The sequence below is a fragment of the Pseudomonas sp. 32A genome (assembly GCF_052682255.1).
Genome location: NZ_JBQYLY010000001.1, coordinates 4,164,406 through 4,190,949 on the forward strand (window position 1 = coordinate 4,164,406; position 26,544 = coordinate 4,190,949).

18 protein-coding genes and 2 pseudogenes are annotated in these 26,544 nt (G+C 61.3%); 10 read left to right on the forward strand and 10 right to left on the reverse strand.

Annotated elements, in window-relative coordinates; genetic code table 11:
* Nucleotides 1-44: 44 nt before the first annotated feature.
* From ACUN0G_RS19095 to ACUN0G_RS19115, 5 genes and pseudogenes are all read right to left on the reverse strand, one after another.
* Nucleotides 45-128, reverse strand: a pseudogene (locus tag ACUN0G_RS19095) (hypothetical protein); the annotation flags it as partial.
* Between the two features lie 156 nt (nucleotides 129-284).
* A pseudogene (locus ACUN0G_RS19100) lies at nucleotides 285-722 on the reverse strand (response regulator transcription factor); the annotation flags it as partial.
* 2 nt (nucleotides 723-724) lie between these two features.
* Entirely contained in the window at nucleotides 725-2,530 is a 1,806-nt protein-coding gene (locus tag ACUN0G_RS19105) for a DAHL domain-containing protein (RefSeq protein WP_445574028.1), read from the reverse strand.
* Complete coding sequence (locus ACUN0G_RS19110) at nucleotides 2,527-3,474, reverse strand: cytochrome-c peroxidase (protein WP_445575574.1); 948 nt, start codon at nucleotides 3,472-3,474, stop codon at nucleotides 2,527-2,529. The genes ACUN0G_RS19105 and ACUN0G_RS19110 overlap by 4 nt, the downstream gene beginning before the upstream one ends.
* Nucleotides 3,475-3,540: 66 nt before the next feature.
* Nucleotides 3,541-5,415 carry a putative bifunctional diguanylate cyclase/phosphodiesterase gene (locus ACUN0G_RS19115; RefSeq protein WP_421552750.1) on the reverse strand — a complete coding sequence of 625 codons (1,875 nt, stop codon included), beginning with the start codon at nucleotides 5,413-5,415 and terminating at the stop codon, nucleotides 3,541-3,543.
* Nucleotides 5,416-5,673: 258 nt separating this feature from the next.
* Between ACUN0G_RS19115 and ACUN0G_RS19120 the strand changes: the two genes are divergently transcribed.
* Entirely contained in the window at nucleotides 5,674-7,020 is a 1,347-nt protein-coding gene (locus tag ACUN0G_RS19120; protein WP_445574029.1) for an HD domain-containing phosphohydrolase, read from the forward strand.
* A gap of 48 nt (nucleotides 7,021-7,068) precedes the next feature.
* Entirely contained in the window at nucleotides 7,069-7,479 is a 411-nt protein-coding gene (locus tag ACUN0G_RS19125; protein WP_445574030.1) for an NUDIX hydrolase, read from the forward strand.
* A 191-nt stretch (nucleotides 7,480-7,670) separates the two neighbouring features.
* On the opposite strand, the gene metR is transcribed toward ACUN0G_RS19125, so the two are convergent.
* The 3 genes from metR to ACUN0G_RS19140 form a co-directional block, all read right to left on the reverse strand.
* Nucleotides 7,671-8,588 (reverse strand): transcriptional regulator MetR, encoded by a 918-nt coding sequence (gene metR / locus ACUN0G_RS19130; protein ID WP_017480097.1) that lies wholly within the window; start codon nucleotides 8,586-8,588, stop codon nucleotides 7,671-7,673.
* A 97-nt stretch (nucleotides 8,589-8,685) separates the two neighbouring features.
* Nucleotides 8,686-10,782: a hypothetical protein gene (locus tag ACUN0G_RS19135; RefSeq protein WP_445574031.1), complete on the reverse strand. Its 2,097-nt coding sequence runs from the start codon at nucleotides 10,780-10,782 to the stop codon at nucleotides 8,686-8,688.
* Nucleotides 10,779-14,258 carry a dermonecrotic toxin domain-containing protein gene (locus ACUN0G_RS19140; RefSeq protein WP_445574032.1) on the reverse strand — a complete coding sequence of 1,160 codons (3,480 nt, stop codon included), beginning with the start codon at nucleotides 14,256-14,258 and terminating at the stop codon, nucleotides 10,779-10,781. The genes ACUN0G_RS19135 and ACUN0G_RS19140 overlap by 4 nt, the downstream gene beginning before the upstream one ends.
* A 203-nt stretch (nucleotides 14,259-14,461) precedes the next feature.
* On the opposite strand from ACUN0G_RS19140, the gene ACUN0G_RS19145 reads away from it, so the two are divergent.
* Both ACUN0G_RS19145 and ACUN0G_RS19150 read left to right on the forward strand, forming a co-directional pair.
* Nucleotides 14,462-15,481 carry an alpha/beta fold hydrolase gene (locus tag ACUN0G_RS19145; RefSeq protein WP_445574033.1) on the forward strand — a complete coding sequence of 340 codons (1,020 nt, stop codon included), beginning with the start codon at nucleotides 14,462-14,464 and terminating at the stop codon, nucleotides 15,479-15,481.
* A 62-nt stretch (nucleotides 15,482-15,543) separates the two neighbouring features.
* Nucleotides 15,544-16,200, forward strand: a complete 657-nt coding sequence (locus ACUN0G_RS19150) for a DsbA family oxidoreductase (RefSeq protein ID WP_445574034.1) — start codon at nucleotides 15,544-15,546, stop codon at nucleotides 16,198-16,200.
* An 820-nt stretch (nucleotides 16,201-17,020) separates the two neighbouring features.
* On the opposite strand, the gene ACUN0G_RS19155 is transcribed toward ACUN0G_RS19150, so the two are convergent.
* Nucleotides 17,021-17,791, reverse strand: a complete 771-nt coding sequence (locus ACUN0G_RS19155; RefSeq protein WP_445574035.1) for a MipA/OmpV family protein — start codon at nucleotides 17,789-17,791, stop codon at nucleotides 17,021-17,023.
* A 230-nt stretch (nucleotides 17,792-18,021) separates the two neighbouring features.
* Here ACUN0G_RS19155 and ACUN0G_RS19160 point away from each other — a divergent pair, with 230 nt between their 5' ends.
* From ACUN0G_RS19160 to ACUN0G_RS19185, 6 genes are read left to right on the forward strand one after another with little or no spacing between them, the layout of a single operon-like run.
* The gene (locus tag ACUN0G_RS19160) at nucleotides 18,022-18,726 is read left to right on the forward strand and encodes an MtnX-like HAD-IB family phosphatase (RefSeq protein ID WP_421553870.1); all 705 of its coding nucleotides are present in this window, start codon (nucleotides 18,022-18,024) and stop codon (nucleotides 18,724-18,726) included.
* On the forward strand, nucleotides 18,719-20,113 hold the full coding sequence (locus ACUN0G_RS19165; RefSeq protein ID WP_445574036.1) for an aspartate aminotransferase family protein: 1,395 nt from the start codon (nucleotides 18,719-18,721) through the stop codon (nucleotides 20,111-20,113). Before ACUN0G_RS19160 ends, ACUN0G_RS19165 begins: the two co-directional genes overlap by 8 nt.
* Nucleotides 20,110-20,997: an alpha/beta hydrolase gene (locus ACUN0G_RS19170; RefSeq protein ID WP_445574037.1), complete on the forward strand. Its 888-nt coding sequence runs from the start codon at nucleotides 20,110-20,112 to the stop codon at nucleotides 20,995-20,997. The genes ACUN0G_RS19165 and ACUN0G_RS19170 overlap by 4 nt, the downstream gene beginning before the upstream one ends.
* Before the next feature lie 52 nt (nucleotides 20,998-21,049).
* Entirely contained in the window at nucleotides 21,050-22,174 is a 1,125-nt protein-coding gene (locus ACUN0G_RS19175) for a GNAT family N-acetyltransferase (protein ID WP_445574038.1), read from the forward strand.
* Entirely contained in the window at nucleotides 22,174-23,952 is a 1,779-nt protein-coding gene (locus ACUN0G_RS19180; RefSeq protein ID WP_076015434.1) for a sensor histidine kinase, read from the forward strand. The genes ACUN0G_RS19175 and ACUN0G_RS19180 overlap by 1 nt, the downstream gene beginning before the upstream one ends.
* Nucleotides 23,942-25,339, forward strand: coding sequence for a sigma-54-dependent transcriptional regulator (locus tag ACUN0G_RS19185; RefSeq protein WP_445574039.1), 1,398 nt, complete (start codon nucleotides 23,942-23,944; stop codon nucleotides 25,337-25,339). Before ACUN0G_RS19180 ends, ACUN0G_RS19185 begins: the two co-directional genes overlap by 11 nt.
* An 864-nt stretch (nucleotides 25,340-26,203) precedes the next feature.
* On the opposite strand, the gene ACUN0G_RS19190 is transcribed toward ACUN0G_RS19185, so the two are convergent.
* Nucleotides 26,204-26,533: a GlpM family protein gene (locus ACUN0G_RS19190; RefSeq protein WP_445575575.1), complete on the reverse strand. Its 330-nt coding sequence runs from the start codon at nucleotides 26,531-26,533 to the stop codon at nucleotides 26,204-26,206.
* Nucleotides 26,534-26,544: the final 11 nt, after the last annotated feature.

Here is a 26,544-nt window from a genome sequence, read left to right on the forward strand (position 1 = left end):
AAGTAGCCGTCCAGGGTGCTCAGGTTGGAGGAGATGAACCCCACCGGGTTGTTGATTTCATGGGCCACCCCCGCCGCGAGCTGGCCCAAAGACGCGAGCTTTTCCGACTGCACCAACTGGCTTTCCAGTTGCTTGCGTTCATCGATTTCCAGCTGCAGCGCCTGGCTGGCCAAGGTCAACGCCTGGGTGCGTTGCTCCACCAGATGTTCCAGGTGACTGGTTTGCAGGGACGCACGCCGGGCCATGTCCCATTTGGCGGCCAGGGTGTTGGCCATCTGTTGGACTTCGATGTTGTCGAAAGGCTTTTTCAGGATCAGCAGGCGGTCATGGCCCTGCAGGCGAAACAGCAGTTCTTCCCAGGAGTAATCGGAGTAGGCGGTGCACACCACCACTTGCAGGTGCGGGTCGACTTTCCATAATTCTTCGATGGTTTGCGCGCCGTCCCAGCCCTGGGGCATGCGCATGTCGACAAAGGCCAGGGCGTAGGGCCGTTCTTGTTGCATGGCCTGGCACAGCAACTGCAATCCTTCCTGGCCGCCGTAGGCAGAATCCAGCTCAAAGGCCAGGGCCTGGGGTTTGGCGCTGTCGCCGAAGAGCGCGGTTTCCATCTCATCCAGTTCCTGGTTCGCGTCCACGGGCGGCATCAAAATCTTGCGAAAGTCCTCGTGAATCGACGGGGTGTCGTCGATCAATAAGATTCGCCGGTTCGGTGGTTTATTCATGCTCAGGTCCGTGCGGGGTCAAGGGGGATGAGCAAGGTGAACAACGCGCCTTTGCCCGGGCCATCGCTGTGGGCGGTCAGGCGGCCCTTCATTTCCAGGGCCGCCAGGGCGCAGCTGTGCAGGCCAAAGCCGTGGCCTTCCTTGCGGGTGGTGAAACCGTGGGTGAAGATTCGCGTCATGTTTTGCGCAGGTATGCCTTCGCCTTCGTCCTTGACGCTGATCTGCAAGGTCCCGTCGTCCAACGGCATTACCGTCAGGGTGATTTGCCGGGGGCGGTCGGTGAGGTTGGACATGGCGTACTTGGCATTGCTGATCAGGTTGACCAGGATCAGCAGCAACCGATGCTTGTCGGCCATGACCTCGGGGACGTCGTGGTAGTGCTTGACCACGGTCACATGGTGGCGGCTCAGGGCCCCGGAGTTCATGCGCAGGGCGTCCTCCATCAAGGCGCTGATATGCACCGGCTCCAGCAGCGTGGATGCGCCGGCGTAGGACTGCTGGGTGGAAACAATGTCCTTGATGTGGTCGACGCTTTTGCTCAGTTGCGCCAGTTCCTCGGTGAGGCCCTGCTGCTCAGTGGCGATGGCCTCGACCAACTGGTTGAGGTAATCGGGCAGCAGCTTGCCTTTTTCATCCTCGGTGATGAAGGTGCCCAGGTCACGGCGGTGTTCATTGATCAATTGCATGGCCTTGCCCAGCCCCAGCGCCTTGCTGGTGCGCAGCTTGCGCGTCACCAGCTCAGCCGAGATATTCACGCTGTTGAGCACGTTGCCGACGTTGTGCAGCACGTTGGTGGCAATTTCCGCCATGCCGGCCTGGCGGGCACTGTCCATGAGTTCGCTCTGGGCATCCTTGAGTTCCCGGGTACGTTCCTCGACGCGTTGCTCAAGGCTTTCGTTGACCCCATGCAAGGCGCGGTTGACCCGGTTGATCTCGGCGAAACTGCGCAACAGGCGAATCGCCAGGTACAACAGCAGTGCCACCAGCAAGATGGAAAACACCAACAGATAGCGATGGTATTTCTGGTCGAGCAGGTCAGACGCCGTCTGGTCCTGATTGAGCTGGTTGGTCAGGTCGTCCAGGCGTTCGGCCAGCGGCACGGCGGCGATGCGTTCGAGCAGACCGTTGACCAAGGGTTGTTCCCGCAGGATCAGCGCAATGTGCTTGCTGAGAATTTCCACCGGCACCTGGAACGACTCGGGCAGGCTCTGTTTATTGATCGCCAGCGTGTTCAGGCCCACCAGAATGTCGGCGGCCTTGTCGTCGCTGGTCACCTGGGCGAATTCGAGGCTGCTGAGGAGCACGTCGTAGGTGTCGGTGGCAATGCCTTGCTGGAGCAGTCTCTCGGCGTCGGTGAGTGCCAGGAACTGCGCCTGGATATCGTCTTCGGCCGTGGGCAGGAACGCCAGGGAGTTGCGCAACACCGCGTTGTGGGACTTGAACTGGTCCACCAACCGGGCTTTTTCGTCGATCGCCTGGCGATAGGCGTCCTGGCCGGCCTGCCAGCGGGCGGGGTCTTCGTGACGGTGTTGCGATCCGCGCTGCTGAAGGCTGGCCCACAGGCGGTTCATCTCGGTGAGGGGTGCGACCAGTGGGTCGTAGTTGTGGGTCAGGGCAATCCGGGCCTTGAGGACTTCACTGTCCCATTGTGAGTTCAGTTGCTTGATTTCGCGGATCAGGTCGCGGGATTCGGTGTAGATGCTGGTCTGGTCGCTCGATGACTTGATGTACAGGAATACCAGGGTCGAGGCGAGTATCAGGGTCATGGTGCTGAGCATGACCTGGGTGGCGCGGCGGGAGAGTTTCATAGTGGCTTGCCTGCCCATTCGCCCGTCAGGGTTTTCAGAAACAGCACGATCAGGGTCTCGTCTTCAGCCGAGGGAATGCGCCCCAGCTGGTACTTGAACATCACGTCGACGGCTTCTTCGAGGGTCTTGGCCGAGGCGTCGTGAAAGTACGGGGCGGTGACGGCCACATTGCGCAAGCTGGGCACCTTGAATACGTTGCGGTCTTCTTCATCCTTGGTCAGCAGGTAGCGCCCCAGGTCAGCTTCGGTGGGGTTGCCACGGGCAATGAAGTAGTCGTCCATCACGCCGAATTTCTGGTACATGTTGCCGCCGATATTGGCACCCTGATGGCAGGCGATGCAGCCGTATTCCTTGAAGCGCTGGTAGCCGTATTTTTCCTTGAGGGTGAGGATGTCGGTGTTGCCCTGAAGGTATTGGTCGAAGCGCGAATTGGGGGTGAGCAGGGTACGTTCATAGGTCGCCAGGGCATTTTGCACCGTGGCGGGCGTGATGCCGTCGGGGTAGATCTGCCGGAACGCCGCCTGGTAGTGGGGCAGTGCCGACAAGGTCCGGATCACGGTTTTCCAGTCGTTGCCCATTTCCATGGGGCTGGTGACCACATGTTCGACCTGTGCCTCCAGGGTGTCGACCCGTGCGTTCCAGAATTGCTTGAAGTTCAGGCTGGCGTTGAACACGGTCGGGGTGTTGAGCGCCACCGGCTTGCCGTCGAACCCCAGGGAAAACGGCCGATTGTCGACGCCGCCGGTTTGCAGGTCATGGCAGCTGGCGCAGGACTTGGTGTTGTTGACCGACAGTTGTGTTTCGTTGAACAGCTGGCGCCCCAGCTCCACCGTTGCCGGATCCAGTTGCGGTATCGGCGGCAGCGGCTTGAGCGGTTCGTCCAGGGGCGCGGCCATCACTGGCAGGCAGGTCGCCAGCCAAAACAGGATGGCGATCCCGGGCACCCGTGAAGACCGGTGAACGTAGCGTGGCGTGGCGTCGCTCAAGCGATGATTCCTTGGGGCAGAAGGTTATTGGCTGGGCATCAGGGTGTGTCGTCCGGCTTGCATGAACTGGGCGAATTCATCGGCGGCCACGGCCTTGCTGAACAGGAAACCCTGGCCTTCTTCACACTGGTGAGTCCTGAGGAAGTTCAGTTGCTCAAGCGTCTCCACGCCTTCGGCAATGATGTTCAGGTCCAGGCTTTTACCCAGGCTGATAATCGCGCTGATCAGTTGCGCGTCCTGGGTGTTTTTACTCAAGCCACGAATGAACGACTGATCGATTTTCAGCACATCAATCGGAAACCGCCGCAGGTAGCTGAGGCTGGAATAGCCGGTGCCGAAGTCATCCACCGCCAGGCGCACCCCCATGGACTTGATCGCCCGCAGGGTCACCAGGGTGTCTTCGACGTTTTGCATCAGCACACTTTCGGTAATCTCCAGCTCCAGCAAGCCCGGTGCGAGGTGGGTGCGCTCGAGGATGGCGGCCAAGTTGGCGACAAAATCCCGCTGGCGAAAATCGATGGCCGAGATGTTCACTGAAATACAGATCGGCGCCAGGCCGGCTGCCTGCCAGGCTTGCGCTTGCTCGCAGGCCTGGCCCAGCACCCATTGGCTCAGGAGCACGATCAGCCCGCTGTCCTCGGCGACCGGGATAAAGGCCGACGGGTAGACCCAGCCGTGACCGGGCTGGTACCAGCGAATCAAGGCTTCCGCGCCGACGATTTGCCCACTGTTCAAGTCCAGTTTCGGCTGGTAGTGCAGGACAAACTCTTTACGCTCCAGCGCCAGCCGAATCGCGGTCTCCAGGCTTTGTTGTTCCTGGGCGCGGCGGTTCATGTCATCGATAAAAAAGCTGAAATCATTCCGGCCATGATCCTTGGCGGCGTGCATGGCGGTTTCGGCTTTCTTGATCAATTCCACGGCGCTGAAACTGTCGTTGGGGTAAATGCTGATGCCCAGGCTGGCGGTGACGCTCAGGTCGTGGCCGGCGACGTAGCGGATGTGGCTGACGGCCTTGAGGATTTTTTCAGCGATGTGCTGGGTTTGCTGAGGATGATGAACGTCGTTGAGGATCAGCACGAACTCGTCGGAGCCGTAGCGAAACACCGAGTCCGACTCGCGCACTGTCGCCACCAGGCTTTGGCTGACTTGCTTGAGCACTTCATCGCCCACGGGGTGGCCCAGGGCGTTATTGATGCGCTTGAAGCGGTCCAGGCCGATAAACATCACCGCCAACTGGGTGTCATGGCGCCGGCAGGCGGCGATGGCCTGGGTCAGCCGGTCCCCCAGCAGCGTGCTGTTGGGCAGGTCGGTGAGGGCATCGTATTGCAGCAGGTGTGAAACCTTGAGCAGTTCCTGCACCCGTTCCTCTACCGTACGCTCCAGGCCCATCAGCTTGAGCGCGGCATCCTGTGCGAGCTGCCATTTCCAGGTCAGGGCACTGGCCATCTGGCGGATTTCGAGGTTGTCGAAGGGTTTTTTCAGGATCAGCAGTTGGTCGTCGTATTTGAGGCGCGCTTCGATGGCTTCGAAGGAATAGTCGGAGTAGGCCGTGCACAAGGCGATTTGCAGGTGGGGATCGACAGCCCACAGTTGCTCGATGGTCTCCAGCCCGTCCCAGCCCGGCGGCATGCGCATGTCGATAAAGACCAGGGCGTAGGGGGTGTTGGCGGCCAAGGCTTTGGTTACCAGGTCCAGCGCTTCCTGGCCTTGGTAGGCCGAGTCCAGCAGGAACGTCTGGCGCACGGCCGGGGCGGTGCCGAACAGGGTCTCTTCGATGCTGTCCAGAGATTGGCCGCCATTGGCGTCGGCTTCGAGGATCTTGCGGAAGTCTTCGTGGATCGAGGCGGTATCGTCGACGATCAGGATTCGCCGATTGGCCCGTGCAGAGCGCGGGTTCATGAGCGGTTCCAGGAGGCGCTCAACTGCATATTCTGGCGCATGTGGCTTCCTTACCTTGAATGCATCGATAAACAGGGGCGGTCATGGGCTTCTTGCCACAAGCATAGTTGGCTCCCTTGAATAAGTCGGCCAGTTGGCGTCAAATCAACGCCAGTTACCCCCGCATTCATCTAGCGCTCAATGCTCCAGCAAGTACAGCGATTGATGACGACGGGCGCGCAATGGTGCAATTGTGTGTCATTGAAAGGAGGTGTCGCCATGGACGAGCAACTTGCTACGACTGCCCCCTACACCCCCACGATTTTGCTGGTCGACGACGAAGAGTCGATCCTCAACAGCCTGCGCCGTTTGCTGCGCGGCCAACCCTACGACGTGCTGCTGGCCGGCAGTGGCGCCCAGGCCCTGGAAATCATGGCCACGCGGCCCATCGACCTGGTCATGACCGACGCCCGCATGCCGGCCATGGACGGCGCGATGCTGCTGGCCGAGACCCACCGGCTGTACCCGGCCACCACGCGCATCCTGCTGACCGGCTACGCCGACATGAGCATGATGATCAAGGCGATCAATGAAGGGCAGATCCACCGCTACATCAGCAAACCCTGGAATGACGAGGAAATGCTCCTGACCCTGCGCCAGTCCCTGGAGCACCAGCATTCCGAGCGTGAGCGGCTGCGCCTTGAGCAGTTGACCCGGGAGCAGAACGACCAGCTGAAAGCCCTGAATGCCACCCTGGAAAAACGCGTGGCGGCGCGCACCTCCGAGCTGCAACAGACCGCCGACATGCTCGACCTGGCCTACGATGAACTCAAGCGCAGCTACGTGACCGGCACCGAGGTATTTTCGCTGCTGGCCAACCTGCGGCTGCCCAAGGAAAAACAGACCAACCGTCAACTGATCGAACTGATCCGTGTGTACTGCAAGTTCCAGCCCATGGACGAAGCCAGCGCGCGCGACCTGACCATGGCTGCCGCGCTCTACAACATCGGCAAGTTAAGCTGGAGCGACAGCATGATGGTCTCTCCCAGCGACTTGCTGCACAGCACCGACCGTTTGCGTTATCGGGCCTATCCGACCCAGAGCGAGTCGTTGCTGATGACCCTGGAACCGATGAAAGACGCGGCCCGCTTGATCCGCCATCACCAGGAGCGCTGGGACGGCAGCGGTTTTCCCGACCATCTCAAGGGCGAGGCAATACCTGTGGGCGCGCGCCTGTTGAAGCTGGCGGTGGATTTCATCGAATTGCAACGCGGCTTGATCCTCGAACGGCAGATGAACAGCGATGAAGCGCTGCTCTACATCCGTAAATACGCCGGGCGCCTTTACGACCCGGAGATGGTGGAAGACTTCATCCAGGCCTGCGCCGCGTTCCTCAGCGACGTGACCTTGGGCGACCCGTCGGTCAAGGTCCTGAGCACCCGCGAACTCGCCGAAGGCATGGTGCTGGCGCGCAACCTCAACGCCGACAACGGCATGCTGCTGCTCAACGCCGGCAAAGTGTTGAACCTGCCGCTGGTGGACAAGCTGATTGCGTTCGAGGCCATGGAAGGGGCGAAGTACAGCGTGTTTATCAAGGAACCGGATGAGGCGCTGCTTTCGAGCTGATACCGGTTCATGGGATCCTTGCGCCTTTGTATTCAAGGCGACCTTCCCATGACCTCCACCATTCGCATCGCCGCCGCCCTGCTGATCGGCAGCGACGGCCAGACCCTGCTGGTACGCAAGCGCGGCACCCAGGCCTTCATGCAGCCAGGCGGCAAGATCGATGCCGGCGAGCAACCTGCCGAGGCTCTTGCCCGTGAGCTGCACGAAGAGCTGGGCCTGCGGATTGACCCGGCGGCAGCGGTGTACCTTGGGCAGTTCTCGGCGCCGGCGGCGAATGAACCGGGGTTTGTGGTGCAGGCCGAGCTGTTCCAGGTGCACATCGACGTGGCGGTGACACCGGCTGCCGAGATTGAAGAGGTGCGCTGGATCGACCCGACCGGTGACGGCGGTTTGCAGCTTGCGCCGCTGACCCGGGACTTGATTCTGCCGTTCTACCGCTCGTCGCTGATCACCGCCTGATCAGGGATGAGGGAGTTTGTCTGTGGTGAATGGGCTTGTCCTGTGGCGAGGGGGCTTGTCCCCCGTTGGAGTGCGTAGCGCTCCCGCTTTTTTTGGGGCCGCTGCGCAGCCCAACGGGGGACAAGCCCCCTCGCCACAGGACAAGCCCCATCACCACAAAGGCCTCCCTGGCCACAGGGAACCGCTACAGGTCAGCGTACGGCGCTGACCCCGTCCAGGGTCGAAAACGAGGTGTCCTTGGCCGTCAGCAGGAAGTCGCGCATGTAGGGCGCATCCAGCATGTCGGCGCGAATCCCGGCGTAAAGCGTGGCAAACAAGCCTTTCTCCCCCAGCCGCTTGGCCTTCACATAACCCCGTGAGCTGTATTCATGCAGCGCCCAGTGGGGCATGCCGCACACGCCGCGACCGCTGGCCACCAACTGCATCATCATCACCGTCAGTTCCGAGGTGCGCACCTGGGCCGGTTCCACGTCGGCCGGTTCCAGGAAGCGGGTGAAGATATCCAGGCGATCCCGTTCCACCGGGTAGGTGATCAGGGTTTCGCTGATCAGGTCTTCGGGCACGATGTACGGCTTGTTCGCCAGCGGGTGCTGGTTGGCCACCGCGAGCATGGCTTCATAGGTGAACAGCGGCACATAGGTGATGCCCGGCAGTTCCAGCGGGTCGGACGTCACTACCAGGTCGAGGTCGCCACGGGCCAGGGCCGGCAACGGCGCGAAGGCGAAGCCGGAAGCCAGGTCCAGCTCGACTTCCGGCCAGGCATCGCGGAACTGGTCGATGGTCGGCATCAGCCACTGGAAACAGCTGTGGCACTCGATGGCCATGTGCAAACGCCCGGCCGTGCCGCCGGCCAGGCGTGCGATGTCGCGTTCGGCGCCACGCAGCAAGGGCAGGGTGGCGTCCGCCAGTTGCAGCAGGCGCAGGCCGGCGCTGGTGAAGCGCAGTGGCTTGGTCTTGCGCACGAACAGTTGCATGCCCAGGCGTTCTTCAAGCTCCTTGAACTGATGGGACAGCGCTGATTGCGTCAGGTGCAGGCGCTCAGCGGCCTCCACCAGGCTGTCGGCTTCGCGCAAGGCGTGCAGGGTCTTGAGATGGCGGATTTCGAGCACGGGGTCTCCATGAATATAACTTGTGACAAATTCTGATCGGTTGAGTTTGTCTCATGTTGATAGGCCTGTCGACCGTGGTGCTCAAGTCCCGCCGCCTTCACACCCCGGCAAAGTGCCGGGCGGCCAGCGGTCGCCCGATATTGCCGCGCCAGATAGGGTCGACCGTGGCCCCGGCTTGCGCCTGGGCGACTTGCCATTGCAGGCCCAGGTTGCGCTGCTCGGGAATCTTCAAGTGGGCCTTGATGAACTCGTCGAACTGCGCCCCGGCCTTGTCGTAATGAAAGTGCGCATACCACAGGGTGGCGGGCGGCGTTTGTGTCAGGTCCTCAACCACGTATTCCTGAAGGTAATCCGCTCGTCCCTTCTTGCCTTCATTGAGGTTGCGGGCCGGTTCGTCCTTGCGAATCTCCACCACCCGCTGTTCGCGCAGGTAGTCCAGATAACCTTCGGTAGGGGTTTTGCTGGCGAGGGTCTGGCGGATTCGCAGGTTGCGGCCTTTGATGGTCAGCTCCGCGGCCTTGGCCCGCAACTGGCGCACGAGGTCCTCGGTAGGGTCCAGGCGTTCCAGGCGATTGGCCCGCAGGTTCAACTCGGCCGCTTCACTGACCAGCAAATGTTCCAGGTCCACCGGCAGCATTTTTTGCTCGGTGTAGGCGATGGCGCGGCTTTCGTACTGCGCGACGTTGTCCAGGCGAGCCTTGGCTTCGCTCACCACGAACTGCTTGACGTTGGACTCCGGCGGGGCGGGTTCCGAGGCAATACTGTCCTTGAGCCGGGACTTTCCGCCGGGGCCCTTGACCCAGGTTTCGGCCCGCCCTCTGGTGCTCTCCACCCGGTAAGTGGTGGCCTGGGTTTGCGGGTCGACGCTCTCGGTACCTACCAGGGAAATATTGTCCTCGGTGTCGAATACCCGCCGCACAGGTTGCCCGGCCGGTGGGCGGCTTGCCGGTGACTCCTTGATGCCACGGCGGGCCAGTTCGATCATCTGCTCAATGTCGACGAAAAACGCACTGAGTTGCGCCTGGTCGAAATGCTGCGGGTAACCAAGGTTCCAGGTGCGGATGGTCAGCCGGAATTGTTCATAGGCCTGTATGCAGTCTTCCAGCACCTTGCGCCGCTGTGTGATGTTGGCGCTGGCGTTGGGCAGTTCAAAATGGGAGGCCTGGGCCCGGTTGACCTTGGCATAGCTGTCTCGAGACTGGGCCCGCAGGTACCACCAGGACAGTTCGGTCACTTCTGGGTATACCTCAAGGGTGTCGAAGCGGTGCGCCAACCTCAGGTGCATGCGGTAGCTGTCATTGAGCACGCGTCGGAACTGTTCAAGCATCGGGTTCAGCCGGGCACGGTGGGCGGTGTCAGTGACGTTTTCGAACCAGCGGTTGAATTGGGGAAAGTCGGCATCGATCATGTCCAGGTCGCGCAGAATCTCGATACTGATCCTTTTACGTTGCCGCAGGATGTCCAACACGGCAGGAACAAGCGCCGGGGTGCCGAAAATCTCGGGAGGGATGGCGGTCATGTTATGGGTTCCAAGCTCCAGGACCCGCACCTCGATCTGCTTGAAGTGATAGCGCGCCCGGTTCAGGGTGGTCAGGGTCAGGCGCGCCGCATTGCGGCTCATGTCCTCTCTGATCGCGCGCTGCCGGTTGCCGCTGGTGAAGGGCGCGAACTCCGTCAGTTCCTGATACTGGCGGCTGTACAGTTCGATGTCCTGCTCGAAGGCCCTGCGGATCGCCGGGCCTGTGCTGTCGGTGCGGGCCATCAGTTCTTCGGTTCGGTTAATGGCGTGCGCAATCAGGTCTTCGCGGCTGTTGATACTGTTGGCCAACGCCCGTTGGCGGCGCAGGGCGCGGTCGGTCCACCAGCGCGGCAAGTAATCACGGATCGCCTGGGGCCATATCGGATCAAGCACTTCGGCCATATGCCCGAGTACGCTGCCGCCACCCGCCAGGCCACCCTTGAATGCGCTGCCGTAGACGCCGTAGTGAGTGTCCCACTCGCCGTTTTCATCCAGGGCAATCGGCTGCTTGTAGGTTTTGCTGCGAGTCGGGCTCAGGCGCCAGTCCAGGGGATCACCGGCCAGTTCAACCTGATAGATACGCCCGCGCCGCACGATGAAGTCGCCGTCGGCATGCCGGTACACATTGCGATAAAACCCGTGGGTTTGAGGTTGCAGCCCGGCCAGCGAGATCACCCCTTCATGTAACCGGCGAAACGCTGTGCCGCCCGACGAGCCTGCGTGACCGAGGGCAGGTGCAGGCTGGCGGCGCTGCTGGCCAGATGGCGCAATTGACGCTGGCGGGTGGCAGCGCGGGCGTTGACCGGCAGGGCGAGGCTGCCCGGCAGAATGTCCATGGCGCAGTCGATCAGCGACAACAGCACCGCCTCGACCTCGGCCAGGCCATGGCCGACGTTCCCGCGCAAGAACGCAGCAGTGGCCAGGTTGGCGCTGGACCAGGCGTCATACAGCGCGACAACCGAACCTACGAACGGCACCAGCCCCAGGGCGATTTTCAAGTAGTTGAAGATCAGCCCGGCGCGCAGCGCATTCTGCTCCAGCAACAAGGCCGCGTTGGAGCGCGAGGTTGCGCGATGCGCTTCTATGACCCGCCCCATATGGGCGTTCAGCAAATGGGCGGCCAGCGATGTGGTGGCCGGCCACGGGGTTCCGACGGCAAAGATCGGATCAAAATTCCGTTGCTGTGCCTGGGCGATACGGGCGAGGTGGGCGGCGGTGTCGCCCTTGATGGCCAGGCCGGCCAGGTAGGCGCTCATGCCGCTGCCCAGGCTGAGGTCGTAGAGCGCCTTGCGGGCCAGTTCCAGGCTCGGGTAACGCCGCAGGTCCTGGTTGTCCGGGCTGTTCGGCAGGTACAGCAGGGTCAGGCCGGAGACCTGTTCCTGAATAAAGGTGACCCCCGACAGGGTGGTCGGACCGAAGTCGGTATCTTCCCCGCCCGCACTCAGCGTGGCCGGTAGCAGCGCGATTTTCTTGCCCTCCACCTGCCAGGCACCCGCGTTGTCGGCGTCGATGGCGATGTTCAACACCCGCAGATCGTTGTCGTCGAATCGCCCCAGGGCCCGCGCGCGTTTGCCTTGCAGCATCAGCATCAGGCGCAGTGGCTCGGTCAGGCATTCGCGACGGTGCTGGGTGGTGAAGGGCGCCGCTGCGGGATCACCGAGGAAGGTGCGGGTGATCAAGCTTTCGTAGGCCCCGGCGAGGTCGAGTTCCTTGACCAGGTTCTTCAGGTACTCCAGGGACAGGCCGGTGTTCAGCCGGGTGGTTTCAAGGGCATTGGGGCCGGTGACATCGAGCTTCATGTAGGTCAGGCGTTGGGCCAGCGTCGGGTCGATGTTTTGCTGGGCCAGTTGCAACAATGACAGGGTGCTGCGGCGGGTACTGGGCACCGTCACATACTTGAACGGTGTACCCGGGCCCGCGTATTCGGACAGGTATTCGCGCTCCTGGCTGACCGCGTCAGGCAGGTCCAGTTGCACCGACCAGGCGTGTTCAAGCTGGAAGTCTTCGCGCAGGCGCTGGTCCAGGCGGCGCTGGCCGAAATCGTCGAAGGGTTCCAACTCGCGCTCGAGCAACTGCTGCGAGCGATGCAGGGCGCTGACCTGCGCTTGAATCAGGTGCTTGAGCGCCAGGCGTTCATCTGCCGGCAACTGGCTCAACTCCCCGGGCAGTGCCCCGGCCAGGGTGGTGCTGCGTTGTTGCTCGAGCAGTTGCCTGTAGGCCAGCTCGCGCGCCGGGTTCACTGGGGTTTGCAGGGCGAACAGGGTTTGTTCCTTAAGCTTGTCCAGGCCTTCGGCGCGCTCCTGGGCGAACGGTGGTACCGGAAAAAGGGAGATCAGCGCATACGCCTGTTGTTCGCTGGCGTACAGCTGCTGTTGCAACGAGTATTCAATCGGGTCGCCGGTCAGCAGCGACAGTTGCAGGGTGACGTCCTGCGCTTCGCTCGACAGCTTGAACAGGGAGTGTTCCAGGGCTTGGCGGGATTCGAAGCGCTGCAGGCCCCCTGCATTGCCGGGCCAGTACAGCAACAGGCTGTGGGGGGCCGAAGCGGTCAGGGCACTGGCCTGGGTAATGAGCAACAGGCCTGTCAGCTCGTCGGCGCCTTCCCTTGGGTCACGGCTGGAGAGTATCAGGCGGGTAACCGCGACAGCCGGGCGGAGTTCCGGGGCCGAGGGGTGATCCGCGACGGCCAGGAGCATGCGATGTTCTTCATCGCTGATCTGCTGGAGGGCATGCTGGATGGCCCCCTCGGCGCGCAGGGCGGCGAGGCGTGCCTGATAGAGCGCGTCATAGTCCGGGTTGGGCTTTTGCCGCAGCTCAAGTTGATCGAAGGCGGCTTTTTTTGCCAGCAGGCCGCTGGCGGCATCATTGCCGGCCTGCTCTGCGTCTTTCAGGGCCTGCATCAATACCTTCAACTGCGCCAGCCGGGCTGTTTGCTCAGGGCCATCGCCCAGGAAGCGCTCCAGTGCGCTGCGTTGTTGCCTGATCGCGGCCCAGCGCTGGCCCAGGGCAATGTCGGCGCTGAGGTGGCCGAAGGGCAGGGCAGGAGGCAGGTCATCAGCGTCCGGGCCGGGCGCATCTGCCGGTTGATGCGGTGCAATAAGCATCGGGATTTCCCGGCGCTGGCTGTCCAGGCGGTCGGCATCATCCAGGGCGTGTCTGGCGTAACGGGCCAGGTCACTGCCATTGCGATGACGGTTGCGCAGGCTTTCCAACTGCGCCGCGTGCAGGTGCGACAACAGGTCTAGAATGCCGTGCTCCAGGGGCTCCGTGCGCGAGCTGTATTCGACGGTGACAGCGTCAGTCGCGACATCCGGCGGGATCAGTTGCTGATCCGCCGCGACCAGCCACCGCTCCATGTCGCTGCGTTGGCTGAACACCATCACGCCGGGTTGCCGGCAGGGCAGGTACAGGGTTTGAGTCATCAACGGCTCGTGGCCCACGGAGATAACCCAGGCGCCCGGCAATTTGACTTTGCTCTGGTCGGGCAGCAGCAACGCCAGCTGGCAGGTCTCGACGGGGCGCACGCCATTGGGAGTAGTGACCGGGTTGAGAACCGTCTGCAACGAGATCAGTTGCTGGGCACTCAGCCTTCCCTGGGCATAGGCCGATTGCCCGCAGGCTTCGAAATGCTGGCAGTACAGCTGTGCCGCCCGCTCGCGACGGGACAACGGCGTGCCTGGCGCCCGAGTATTCCAATAGTGCTCCCAGCGCGCACTGAGCAATTTCCCCAGGCCCATTGCCTGGAGCCGCTTGAGCAATTGCACCGGCGAGAGGGCTGACAGGCTGTGGGATGCCAGGCCGACCACGGTGCTGCGGGCATCCAGGGTGGGGGAGATGTCTGGAAACTGGCAGATAAATCCCCAGGCATCCACCAGGCTGACGAAGTGCTCGTCGTGATCTTCGGTCTTGAGAAAACCCAGGCCGACCGGTGCGGCGCCCAGTTGCCAATGCTCTGTGAGCAGTTGTTCGATGGAGTCGCGTACGCCGGGCGCCTGGGTGATCAGTTGATGCAGTTCCTGCTGGCTTTCGCGCCAGCGCGCGGAGGCATGCAGGGACAGGCTCAGGTCCTGGAGGCGGGACTGGCCTGGAAGCGACGGCGAGGCGAAGTCGCTCAGGGTGGCAGACGGGGGAAGTAGGGTCAGGTCACTCATGATGGTGTGTTCATGCTCTGGTAAGACCGGGCTTGCCGGTGAATGCGCCATTAAAGAGGCGGGGCCAGGGCTTGAGGTGATAGATAGATACGCGGATGACCGTTGGGCGCCCTTCATCAAACTGTCACTGAACTGTGGCAGCGCGCTTGTACAAACTTCATCAGACTCGCGCTCTACTGGGGTTCTGCGTTTCGGTGTTTTTCATGCGCGTGTTGTTTTTCATGGCCGCTCTGTTATTCGGCCTGCCGTCCTTTGCGGTTTCTCGATGTGATGTGAATGTGCCGACCCAACGGGTCGATCTGGAACAGGTGAGCCTGGCCTACCAGAGCATTGGTCGTGCCTCCGACCCGGCCTTGTTGCTGGTGATGGGCCTGGGCGGGCAGTTGATTCACTGGCCGGACGAAGTGGTGGTGGCCCTGTGTGAGCAGGGCTTTCGGGTGATTCGCTATGACAACCGTGATGTGGGCCTGTCGACCTGGCGCCAGGCACCGGCCAGCGCCAACCTGACGTTCGAGGTGCTGCGCTACAAACTCGGCCTGCCGGTGGCGGCGCCCTACACCCTGACCGACATGGCCGACGACGCACTGGGCTTGATGGACGGCTTGCACATCCAGCAATTCCATGTGCTGGGCGCGAGCATGGGCGGCATGATCGCCCAGCACCTGGCGGCCATGGCGCCGCAACGGGTGGAAAGCCTGACCCTGATCATGACCAGTTCCGGCGCCGAAGGCCTTCCTGCACCGAGTGCGGCGTTGGTGCAACTGTTGTCACGACGCAGCGCGCCCAATCGTGAGGTGGCCCTGGAACAACAGGCCGACCTGCTGGCGGCGCTGGGCAGTCCTTATGTGAAGGATGATCGCAAGGTGTTGCTGCAGCAGGCGGCGCAGTCTTACGACCGGGCGTTCAACCCTGACGGTGTGAAGCGCCAGATCATGGCGATCCTTGCCGAACCGAGCCGGGTGCCGTTGCTCAACCAGCTGCGGGTGCCGACCCTGGTGGTGCATGGCACTGCCGACCCGCTGCTGCCGGTGATGCATGGGGTGCACTTGGCGGCGCATATCCAGGGCAGCCAGTTGCGGCTGATTCCGGGGCTGGCCCATCGCTTTCAGGAGGCGTTCAAGGCGCCGTTGCTGGCGGCGGTCTTACCCTACTTGCAAGAGCATCGGCAGGACGCAGCGCATTGGGCGCAGATCGACCCGGTGGTGCCTGCGAAGGTTTTGTAAGGGCTTGACGGGGTGTATCGTGGGACCTTTCCGGCGTTTAATGCCAGCGAGGTTGCCTAGTCATGAGTACTCCCCTGAAGATCGATTTCGTCAGCGACGTGTCCTGCCCCTGGTGCATTATCGGCCTGCGCGGCTTGACCGAGGCCCTGGACCAACTGGGCCCGGAGGTGCAGGCCGAGATTCATTTCCAGCCGTTTGAGCTGAACCCGAACATGGCTGCTGAAGGGCAGAACATTACCGAGCACATCACTGAAAAGTACGGCTCCACGGCTGAGCAGTCCCAGGCTAACCGGGCGCGGATTCGTGATATGGGCGCGGAGTTGGGGTTTGCGTTTCGTACCGATGGGCAGAGTCGTATCTACAACACGTTTGATGCGCATCGTCTGTTGCATTGGGCGGGGCTTGAGGGGTTGCAGTACAACCTCAAGGAGGCGCTGTTCAAGGCGTACTTTACGGATCAGCAGGACCCGTCGGATCACGAGACGTTGGTGGGGATTGCCGAGGGGGTTGGGTTGGATCGCGTACGGGCTGAAGCGATTCTGGCTTCGGATGAATATGCCGCCGAGGTGCGGGAGCAGGAGCAGTTGTGGGTGTCTCGTGGGGTGACTTCTGTGCCTACGATCGTGTTTAACGACCAGTATGCGGTGAGTGGTGGGCAGCCGGCTGAGGCGTTTGTCGGGGCGATTCGGCAGATTATCAGTGAGGCTGGCAGGGGGTGATGGGGGCATATCCGTTTCTTCGGTAACGGCTACTTATGGTTCCGCTCTTACAGCGGCTCACTTTGGAAAAGCCCCAAAGTAAGCAAAGGGCTCTGCCCCGCCTGTCGGCGCCTCGCTTAGGCTCGGCGTTCCCTCACTCCGGCATTGCTCCGCGGGCCGCCGCGACGGGCCATCCATGGCCCGGCGCGGCTAAACCGGCGTCCTGCCGGTTTACCCGCTCCGCAATACCTGCGTTCGGCCTCGGGCTTATTGGGGCAGTCAGATCAAAATCAAAAGCAAAAGCACAGCGGCCTCCCGGCCGGCTTGAGTGTTAAAAGCAAAGGCAAGATCCAGAGCGAAAACAGATCTGCTTTTCTGTGGGAGCGGGCTTGCTCGCGAAAAACCTGAGAGCGCCGCGTTCATTCAGGATGCCCGCGTCATCGTTAACGACCTTCGCGAGCAAGCCCGCTCCCACATTTGGACCGTGCCCGCTTTAGATTTTGATTTGGCTTTTGCTCTTCAACACTCAAGCCGGCCGGGAGGCCGCTGTGCTCTTGCTTTTGATCTTGATCTTAGGCGCCCCGTTAAACCACGCTGGCCGAACGCAGGCTTTGGAGCGTGGGTAACCTGGCAGGACGCCAGGTTAGCCGTCCTGGGCCAGGGATGGCCCATGACGGCGGCCCACGGTCCAAAGCCGGAGTGAGGGCACTCCGAGCCTAGGCGAGGAGCCGAGTGGTGGGGCAAGAGCGTTTTGCTTACTTTTGCGCTTTTCAAAAGTGAGCCGCTGTAAGAGCGGAACCAATAGCGGCCCTGACCGCAGCAACGGATATGCCCCCCCAACTCAATCAAACTTATAGCTGATCGCAGTCTGCACCTGCCCCTGATTCACATCCCCGGTTTCCTTGACGATACTGCTGTTGGCCGCCGACCCCACCAAGTGAACCCAACTGGCACTGGTCAACAACGACCACTTCGCATCCAGGGGAATCTCAAAACTCTGCGTCAACGTCAGGTTCTGAAACCCCGCACTGGCGTTATACGGCCGAAACCCCGAAGCCGCAGCCTCGTTGGCATCCACCCCGAAAAACGTCTGCGCCTGCCGAGCATCGGCAAAATGCGCCATCAAACCAGTGCTGCCAATAATCCCGCCACCCAACGGATACCCCAACTCCCCGCCAAGCTTCCCCACAACCCCGCTTTGATCACGCGCCCCGCCCACGGCCTGACCCACCTGTGCATACACCCGCCAGAAATCAGCTGGAGCGTACTGAATAAACCCCCCAACCTCGGCCATATCCGAAACATCCCGCAAGCCCCGCAGCGACCCATTGGCCGTCCGCCCCGGCAAGTAGTTGAGGTAAGGTCCGGCAGTAAAGCCATGGGTATTCAGGGCACTCCAGGTCAGCCCATCGTCGGTACCCAGACTGACGCTCCCCCAATCCAGATCGAAATAAGGAATCGGCCGCGTTTCGTAGCGGCTGCCCGTCGGATCATGAGGCTGGTAACTGACACCCGCGCCGGCCTCACCGGTAATCCCGCCTGCCAGCGCCGCGCCTGAAACGCCCCACAGCCCCAGCAAACCGGCGAATACAGCAAAAGTAACCCTGAACATGGAGCCATTTCCTTTTGTGAACATGCGCGCATGAACGCGCAAACACCCGGCCTCAGGCAAGCACTCATCTAGGTTGTAGCAAGCTACAAAAATTGTAGCCAGTTCCGACACAACCAAACGCCAATACCCGCCAAACCCTTTGAAAACAGGGGCTGCGAGCACTTGGCACAGTCCATGCTCTAGCACTCTGCAAGCGCAACAGCGCGTTCCTACTTCATAGGTAAATGCAGATGATCCAATGGCATATCGTGTGTGACTTCGACGGGACCATCACCCCCACCGACGTCATCGACAACGTCCTCCAACGCTTCGCCGGCCCCGAGTGGGAAACCATCGAACAGGAATGGCTGGACGGGCACATCGGTTCGCGCGAATGCCTGAGCCGTCAACTGGCGCTGATCAAGGCGACCCCGGCCGAGTTGCTGGCGTACTTCGACAGCGTCGAGATCGACCCGGACTTCCCGGACTTCGTCGATCACGTCATGGGCCTGGGCGCTTCCATTGAAGTGGTCAGCGATGGCATCGAACAAGGCATCGCGCGGATTCTGTCGCGCAACTACGTGACCTTGCTGCCGATCCTCGCCAACCGCTTGCGCCAGGTCGACCAGAACAGCTGGCGCATCGATTTCCCGTATGCCAGCGACGCTTGCCGTGCGGCTTCCGGCAACTGCAAGTGCAAGTCCACGCCGCGCAACAAGCGCGTGCTGGTGATCGGTGACGGCAAGTCCGACATGTGCGTGGCCTCCACCGCCGACTTCGTCTTCGCCAAGGCCAGCCTGGCTGACTACTGTGAAACCAACAACATTCCTTACGCGCGGTTCGACACCTTCGCCGAACTGCCGGCCTTGCTGGCCAAGCTGCCTCAGGGCATCGCCGCCAACGCCACCTCCTTCAGCACCTCTTCCGACAATCAGGAACTCTTCCACCATGTCTGATATCCGCATCGCTACCGCAGAAGACCAGGTTCTTCTGGATAAAGAAGCCAAGTACTGCTCCTACGGCGACACCGTTCACTACATCGACCCGCCACGTATTTTCAGCCGTTGCGAAGGCTCCTATGTGTGGGACACCGAAGACCAGGCTTACCTCGACCTGCAAATGTGGTACTCGGCCGTTAACTTCGGTTACGCCAACCCGCGCCTGAACAACGCGCTGAAACAGCAGATCGACACCCTGCCGCAAATCGCCAGCCAGTACCTGCATAAAGGCAAGATCGAGCTGTCGGAAATGATCGCAGTCGACGCCAAGAGAAAATTCGGCCTCGACGGTCGCGTGCACTTCAACGTGGGCGGTTCGCAGTCCATCGAGGACTCCCTGAAGGTTGTGCGTAACGCCACCAACGGCAAGAGCCTGATGTTTGCCTTCGAAGGCGGCTACCACGGCCGTACCCTCGGCGCTTCGTCGATCACCTCGAGCTACCGCTACCGTCGTCGCTACGGTCACTTTGGCGAGCGCGCCAACTTCATCCCGTTCCCGTACCACTTCCGTGGCCCGAAAGGCATGACCAAGGAAGAATACGGCAGCCACTGCGTGCAGCAGTTCGCCCGCCTGTTCGAAACTGAATACAACGGCGTGTGGGACCCGAAAGTCGGCCAGAGCGAATACGCAGCCTTCTATGTCGAGCCGATCCAGGGCACCGGCGGCTACGTGATCCCGCCGATGAACTTCTACAGCGAACTCAAGCACGTCCTCGACCAGCACGGCATCCTGATGGTCGTCGACGAAATCCAGATGGGTTTCTGGCGCACCGGCAAGCTGTGGTCGATCGAACACTTCGACGTCAAACCGGACGTGATCGTCTTCGGCAAAGCGCTGACCAACGGCCTGAACCCGCTGGGCGGCATCTGGGCCAAGGAAGAGTTGATCAACCCTAAGATCTTCCCGCCAGGCTCCACCCACTCCACCTTCGCGTCCAACCCGTTGGGCACTGCGGTAGGCCTGGAAATGTTCAAGATGACCAGCGAAGTCGACTACGGCGCGATGGTCATGGCCAAGGGCAAATACTTCCTGGCCGGCCTGCAAGAGCTGCAAAAGCGCTTCCCGATCATCGGCGACGTCGACGGCCTGGGCCTGGCCCTGCGCTGCGAAATCTGCGGCCCGGACGGCTTCACTCCAGACAAGGCGACCCTGGACTACATGGTCGAGGAAGGCATGAAGGGCGACATGGTGGTTGACGGTCAGAAACTCGGCCTGATCCTCGACGTGGGCGGCTACTACAAAAACGTAATCACCCTGGCTCCATCGCTGGAAATCAGCTACCCGGAAATCGACCTGGGCCTGAAGCTGCTCGAGCAACTGCTTGTGCGAGCGACCAAACGGTGAGCAGCCACGAGATCGACCTCGGTGAAGGTGATGCCGGCTTCGTTCTCGGTAGCGGTCCGGTCGGGATCCTGTTGATCCACGGCTTGACGGGCACCCCGACGGAACTCCGTCGGGTGGCTCAGGGTTTGGCCAAGGCCGGGAACTGCACGGTGTACGTGCCGACCCTGGCCGGGCATTGCGGGGACAACAGCGACCTGCAAGCCACCGGCTGGCAGGACTGGTACGAGGGCGTACGCAAGACGTTCGTTGGCGTGAAACAGCGCCACGAGCAGGTGTTTGTCGGCGGGCTGTCGATGGGCGCGGTGATGTCGATGTACGTGGCGTCGCAGTTCCCGGGCCAGGTTGCGGGCTTGTTGATGTACTCCACCACGTTGAAGTACGACGGCTGGAGCATCAGCAAGATGGCATTCATTACGCCCTTGCTGATCCGCATTCCCTTCGGTGTGCGCCTGTTCCGCTTCACTGAGAAGCCGCCCTATGGCATCAAGAACGAGCGCCTTCGGGCTATCGTCGAGCGGCAGATGAAGGAAGGGGAGAGCAGCGAGGCGGGGCTGTTGACCATGGAGGGTGTCACGGTGCGCGAGTTGCACTGGATGAACGCCGTGGTGAAGAAACTCATGCCGTCGATCAAGACCCCGGCCCTGGTGCTGCATTCCATCGAGGATGACATCACCAGCCGCTGGAACGCCGATTACGTGGAACGCCGCCTCGGCGGCCCCGTGACCAAGATCCTGCTGGACAACTGCTACCACATGATCACCGTCGACCTGCAATACCGCCGAGTGATCGAGTTGAGTGCCGAGTTTGTCGAGCAACACGCTGCCCCTGTAGGAGCGAGCTTGCTCGCGAAGGACGTGAACGAAAACGCGTTCTGTCTGGTTTAACGCGGTGCGCTTGAGTTTTTCGCGAGCACGCTCGCTCCTACAAGGAAACGTTGTGATTACCGCCCAAGCCTTTTCGACTATTCGGGCCATCGAGCGCAGTGCCTGGAACGACTGTTTTCCCGATGCCCTGGAGGATTGGGACTATTACGTGGCCGTGGAAAATGCCGCTATCGATGATTTTCAGTGGCGCTATCTGGCGGTGTTTGACGATGCAACGCTGGTAGCGGTCGCGCCGGCGTTCATCACGCGTTATCGCCTCGACACCACGGTGTCGGGCGTAGGCAAGCGCTTTACCGAGCGCCTGGAGCGACTGTGGCCGGGTGTTTTGAAGTTGGGCCTGTATGCCATCGGTTCGCCGGTGGCGGAACAGTGCAATGCAGGCATCGCCAGCCACGTTCCCGAATCAGGGCGCCAGGCGCTGCTTGCGCAATTGCTCGCCGCCGCGCGCCAGGATGCCGATACGTTTGGTGTTGGGCTGGTGGCGGTCAAGGACGCACCGACCAAGGATGAAGCCTGGTCAAACAGCTGCCTTGACGCAGGTTTCCAGAGCATGCCCAGCCTGCCAACGGCCTTATTGCCGATCCCTTTTGGTTCAGTGGACGCCTACCTGGGTTCCCTGGACAAAGCCACCCGCAAAGACTTACGCCGCAAACTGCGCGCGCCTGGCCCGCGCGTTGAGTGGCGTCGCAACATCGATGACGTCCTGCCGCGCATCATGGCGCTGTATGAGGCCACCCTGGAACGTTCCGATCTGCAGTTCGAGCGGCTGCCGGCGGGCTATTTCACCGGTATCCTTGAACAGCTGCAAGAGCGTGCGGTCTGTGTGCTGTATTGGGTGGACGCGCAATTGGTGGCGTTCAACCTGATCCTGTTGAACCAGGACCGGTTGATTGACAAATTTTTCGGCGAAGACAGTGATTACAGCCATGAATACAGCCTGGCTGTGCGCGGTTGGTTAACCAATATCGACTACTGTATTCGCAATGAGATTGCGTTATATGAATGCGGTCAGGCCGGCTATGCCAGCAAGCTGCTGCTGGGCTGCGAGTTTCAGGGCAACAGCATGTTTTTTCGCCACCGTAACTGGCTGGTCAACCGTGCGCTGTTCGTTGCAAAAGTGTTTCTCCGACCGGATCGATCCGACCCTGCCATGGCTGCTGCGATAAGCGAAACCTGATGATCAACAAGACCCGCCAAAAAGCTCGCCCCTTTGCCATTTCGCGTTGGAGCGTCCAGCGCAAGCTGGTGTTGGCGTTCTGGCTGGTCACGGTGATTCCGACGATGATTGCGGCGGAGCTGGCCGCTACGACGCTGTCGCAGATCTTCGACAGCAACGTGCGGATCTGGCTGCAGGAGTCGACCAAGATCGTCAAGGATGAGATTGGCGACATCCTCCACGACAACGCCCGGGTCGCTCAACTGTTCCTGCGCTACACCAAGCCGCCGTCGTCGCGCCAGGCCGAGAAGCACGACAAGCTGACCGCCGACATTGCCGCCGCCACCGACATCGATGTGGTCGCGCTGATCCGCAGCAGTGACCACAAGATTGTCTTCAGCACTGCCGCCGATGACATCGTCAAGCAAATCAACCTGGCCAGTAATGCGGTGTTGCAGACCGTCCAGGTGGCGGGCGTGACCACCGGCGTGGTGGTGTCGACCTTCGAGACCAGTGAGGACGGGGTTGACTATCAACTGCTGGTGGCCACCTACCTGGACAGCAGTTTCCTGACCAGCGTGGCCGATGTGCATTCCCTCGACTTGCGCCTGTACCTGGCCAATCCCAACGGCTTCTCGGAGATTTTCTCTACCCAGCGTTTCGTCGATCACCCCACCCGGATTCCTTCGAACATCGAAGCCGCGCTGCGCAGCACCAAGCAGCCCAGCGAACAGTTCACCAACAACTACAGCGGTTTGTACTGGCCGATCTTCAATGATGCCGGCGAGCTGCAAGGGGTGATCTTCAGCGGCTTGCTGCGGCACACCAGCCTGGTGGGCCTGGTGAACCAGAGCAATCTGTTCGTGTTGATCTTCCTGCTCAGCTCGGCGCTGTCCCTCGGTGCCGGCATGCTGGTGTCCCAGCGTCTCACGCGCCCGTTGCGGGACTTGTCCGAAGGTGTCAGCGCGGTGATCTCGGGTAACTATCAGCATCGTGTGGCGGTCAGTGGCGGTGACGAACTGGCGCAACTGAGCAGCACCTTCAACCACATGACGGAGCGCCTCGGTGAGTTGCATCACCTGGAAGCGCAACTGCGCCGCCGCGACCGCCTGCATGCATTGGGCGAAGTCGCGATGGGCCTGGCCCACGAAATCCGCAACCCGCTGGGCATTATCAAGACCGCCACCCAGTTGCTGCACCGCCGCGCCGATTTGCCGGAAACCGACAAACGCCACCTCGAATACGTGATCAGCGAAGTCAGCCGGATCAACGACCTGATCACCGAATTCCTCGACTTCGCCAAACCGAGCGCGCCGTTGCGCACGGTGCAAGCGGCACGGCCGGTGGTGGAGGAAATCCTCGGCTTCTGCGGACCTGAGCTGTCGACCCATAACATCGACGCGCATATCGATGACCAAGCCCCCGGTGCGACGATTTACGCCGATGCCAAGCAGCTCAAGCAGGCGTGCCTAAACCTGATTCTCAACGCCATCGATGCCATGCCCGGAGGCGGTCGCCTGACCCTGGGCATCCGCAGCGTGGGCGGCAACACAGTGATCAGCATCGGCGATACCGGCGAAGGCATTCCGTCGGACATGATTGAGCGGATCTTCACACCATTCGTCACCACCAAGGCCTCGGGCACGGGCTTGGGTCTGGCCAAAGTCTTCTCGATCATGGAAAGTCATGACGGCAGCATCGAATGTGTCAGCGAGAAAGATGCCGGCGCCACCTTCAGCCTGTACATTCCGGCCCAGGGTGACGATGACGGCGATGATGAGGATGGTGATGACGCATAACGTATTGGTAGTCGACGATGAACCCAAGCTCTGTGACTTGCTCTCGTCGGCCTTGAGCCAGAGCGGGATCCAGGTGTTTACCGCCGGCAACGGCCTGCACGCGCTCAAGGTGCTGGAGCAGGAAGACATCGACCTGGTGATCAGCGACTGGCGCATGTCCGGCATGGACGGGCCGGCGCTGCTGGCGGAAATCAAGGTGCGTTACCCCCACCTGCCGGTGATCGTGATGACCGCCTACAGCACCGTGAAAAACGCGGTGCAGTCGATGCGCAACGGTGCCTACGACTACATCGCCAAGCCCTTCGACATCGATGAGCTGGACATCACCGTGGCCAAGGCCCTGCAGTTTCGCGACATCATGCGCGACAACGCGCGCATGCGTGCGGAGCTGGATGAACACTCGCAGTTCGACAGCCTGGTGGGCGACAGCCCGGCGTTTCGCCGCGTGCTGCACGCCGTGGACTCGGTGCGCGACAGCAACGCTACAGTGCTGCTGACGGGCGAAAGCGGCACCGGCAAAGAGATGGTCGCCCGCGCCATCCACAAACACGGCAATCGCGCCGACAAGCCATTTGTAGCCGTCAACTGTGCGGCGATTCCCGAAGGCTTGCTGGAAAGCGAGATGTTCGGCCATCGCAAGGGCGCCTTTACCGGCGCGGTGGCGGACCGGGTCGGGCGCTTCATGCAGGCGGACAAGGGCACGTTGTTTCTCGATGAAGTGGGCGACATGCCGTTGGCGTTGCAGGCGAAAATCCTGCGGGCCTTGCAGGAGCGGGTGATCGAGCCGGTGGGCGATCCGCGCGAGCGCAAAGTGGATGTGCGGGTGATCGCCGCCACCAACAAGAATTTGCTGGATGCGGTGGCGAACAAAGAGTTTCGTGAAGACCTTTACTACCGCCTCAATGTGTTCCCGATTCCGCTGCCGGCCTTGCGCGAACGGGTGGAAGACATCGCGCCGCTGGCTCGGCATTTTGCCCAGACCTTGAGTGCTACGGCGGGTAAACGCATCACCGGTTTCAGCCCTGAGGCATTGCAGGCCATGGGGGCGTATTCCTGGCCGGGCAATATTCGTGAGCTGCAAAACTGTGTGGAGCGGGCGACCATCGTCGCGGCGACGCCGGTGATCGAGGACATTGATCTGCCGGCGTATCTGTTTGCTTCGAAGCCGGCTGAGGAGGGGGTGGGCGCGATACTCAGCAACGGACCGGGGGTGCCGCAGGATCTGGATGCGGCGCTGGCTGAGGTGGAGAAGGCTTACATCATGGCTGCGTTGCAGGAGAGCAACGGGGTGCAGGCTGCGGCGGCGCAGAAGATCGGGATTTCTGAGCGTAGCTTTTGGTATCGGTTGAAGAAGCTGGGGATTCAGGTGGACAAGATTGTTCGCTAGGGGGCGCTGAGCGTTTTTTGGGGGGGAGTACATATCCGTTATTTAGGTAACGGCGACTTATGGTTCCGCTCTTACAGCGGCTCACTTTGGAAAAGCCCCAAAGTAAGCAAAGGGCTCTGCCCCGCCTGTCGGCACCTCGCTTAGGCTCGGTGTTCCCTCACTCCGGCATTGCTCCGCGGGCCGCCGCGACGGGCCATCCATGGCCCGGCGCGGCTAAACCGGCGTCCTGCCGGTTTACCCGCTCCGCAATACCTGCGTTCGGCCTCGGGCTTATTGGGGCAGTCAGATCAAAATCAAAAGCAAGAGCACAGCGGCCTCCCGGCCGGCTTGAGTGTTAAAGAGCAAAAGCAAAAACCAGAGCGAAAACAAATCTGCTTTTCTGTGGGAGCGGGCTTGCTCGCGAAAAACCTGAGAGCGCCGCGTTCATTCAGGATGCCCGCGTCATCGTTAACGACCTTCGCGAGCAAGCCCGCTCCCACATTTGGACCGTGCCCGCTTTAGATTTTGCTTTTAACACTCAAGCCGGCCGGGAGGCCGCTGTGCTTTTGATCTGCTTTTGATCTTGATCTTAGGCGCCCCGTTAAACCACGCTGGCCGAACGCAGGCTTTGGAGCGTGGGTAACCTGGCAGGACGCCAGGTTAGCCGTCCTGGGCCAAGGATGGCCCATGACGGCGGCCCACGGTCCAAAGCCGGAGTGAGGGCACACCGAGCCTAGGCGAGGTGCCGAGTGGTGGGGCAAGAGCGTTTTGCTTACTTTTGCGCTCTTCAAAAGTGAGCCGCTGTAAGAGCGGAACCAATAGCGGCCGTTACCCAAATAACGGATATACACACCCACCCAGCCCCACATTTTTGACAGGCGTATGTCAGGCGTGTACCCGGACCCACACGCTGACCAACACCGTAGCCGCCATCAACCACGCCACCGCCGCCACCGCCAGCGAAGCCTCCAGACGCATCCGGTCAACCATCACATACAACGTCGCCAGGTACACAAAGTACGGAATAATCGACCACATCCCGAACACGATGGTGGTCTTCAAATCCTCCACCGACCGACCCCTGCCAACAATGTAATGCGCAATCAACGCAAACGTCGGAAACAGCGGCACCAACCCGGCGATGTAGTAGTTCTTGGTCTTGGCCAACGCCGCCAGAATCAACACCACCCCCGCGCCCAACGCCGCCTTCAGCAATAAATCCACAA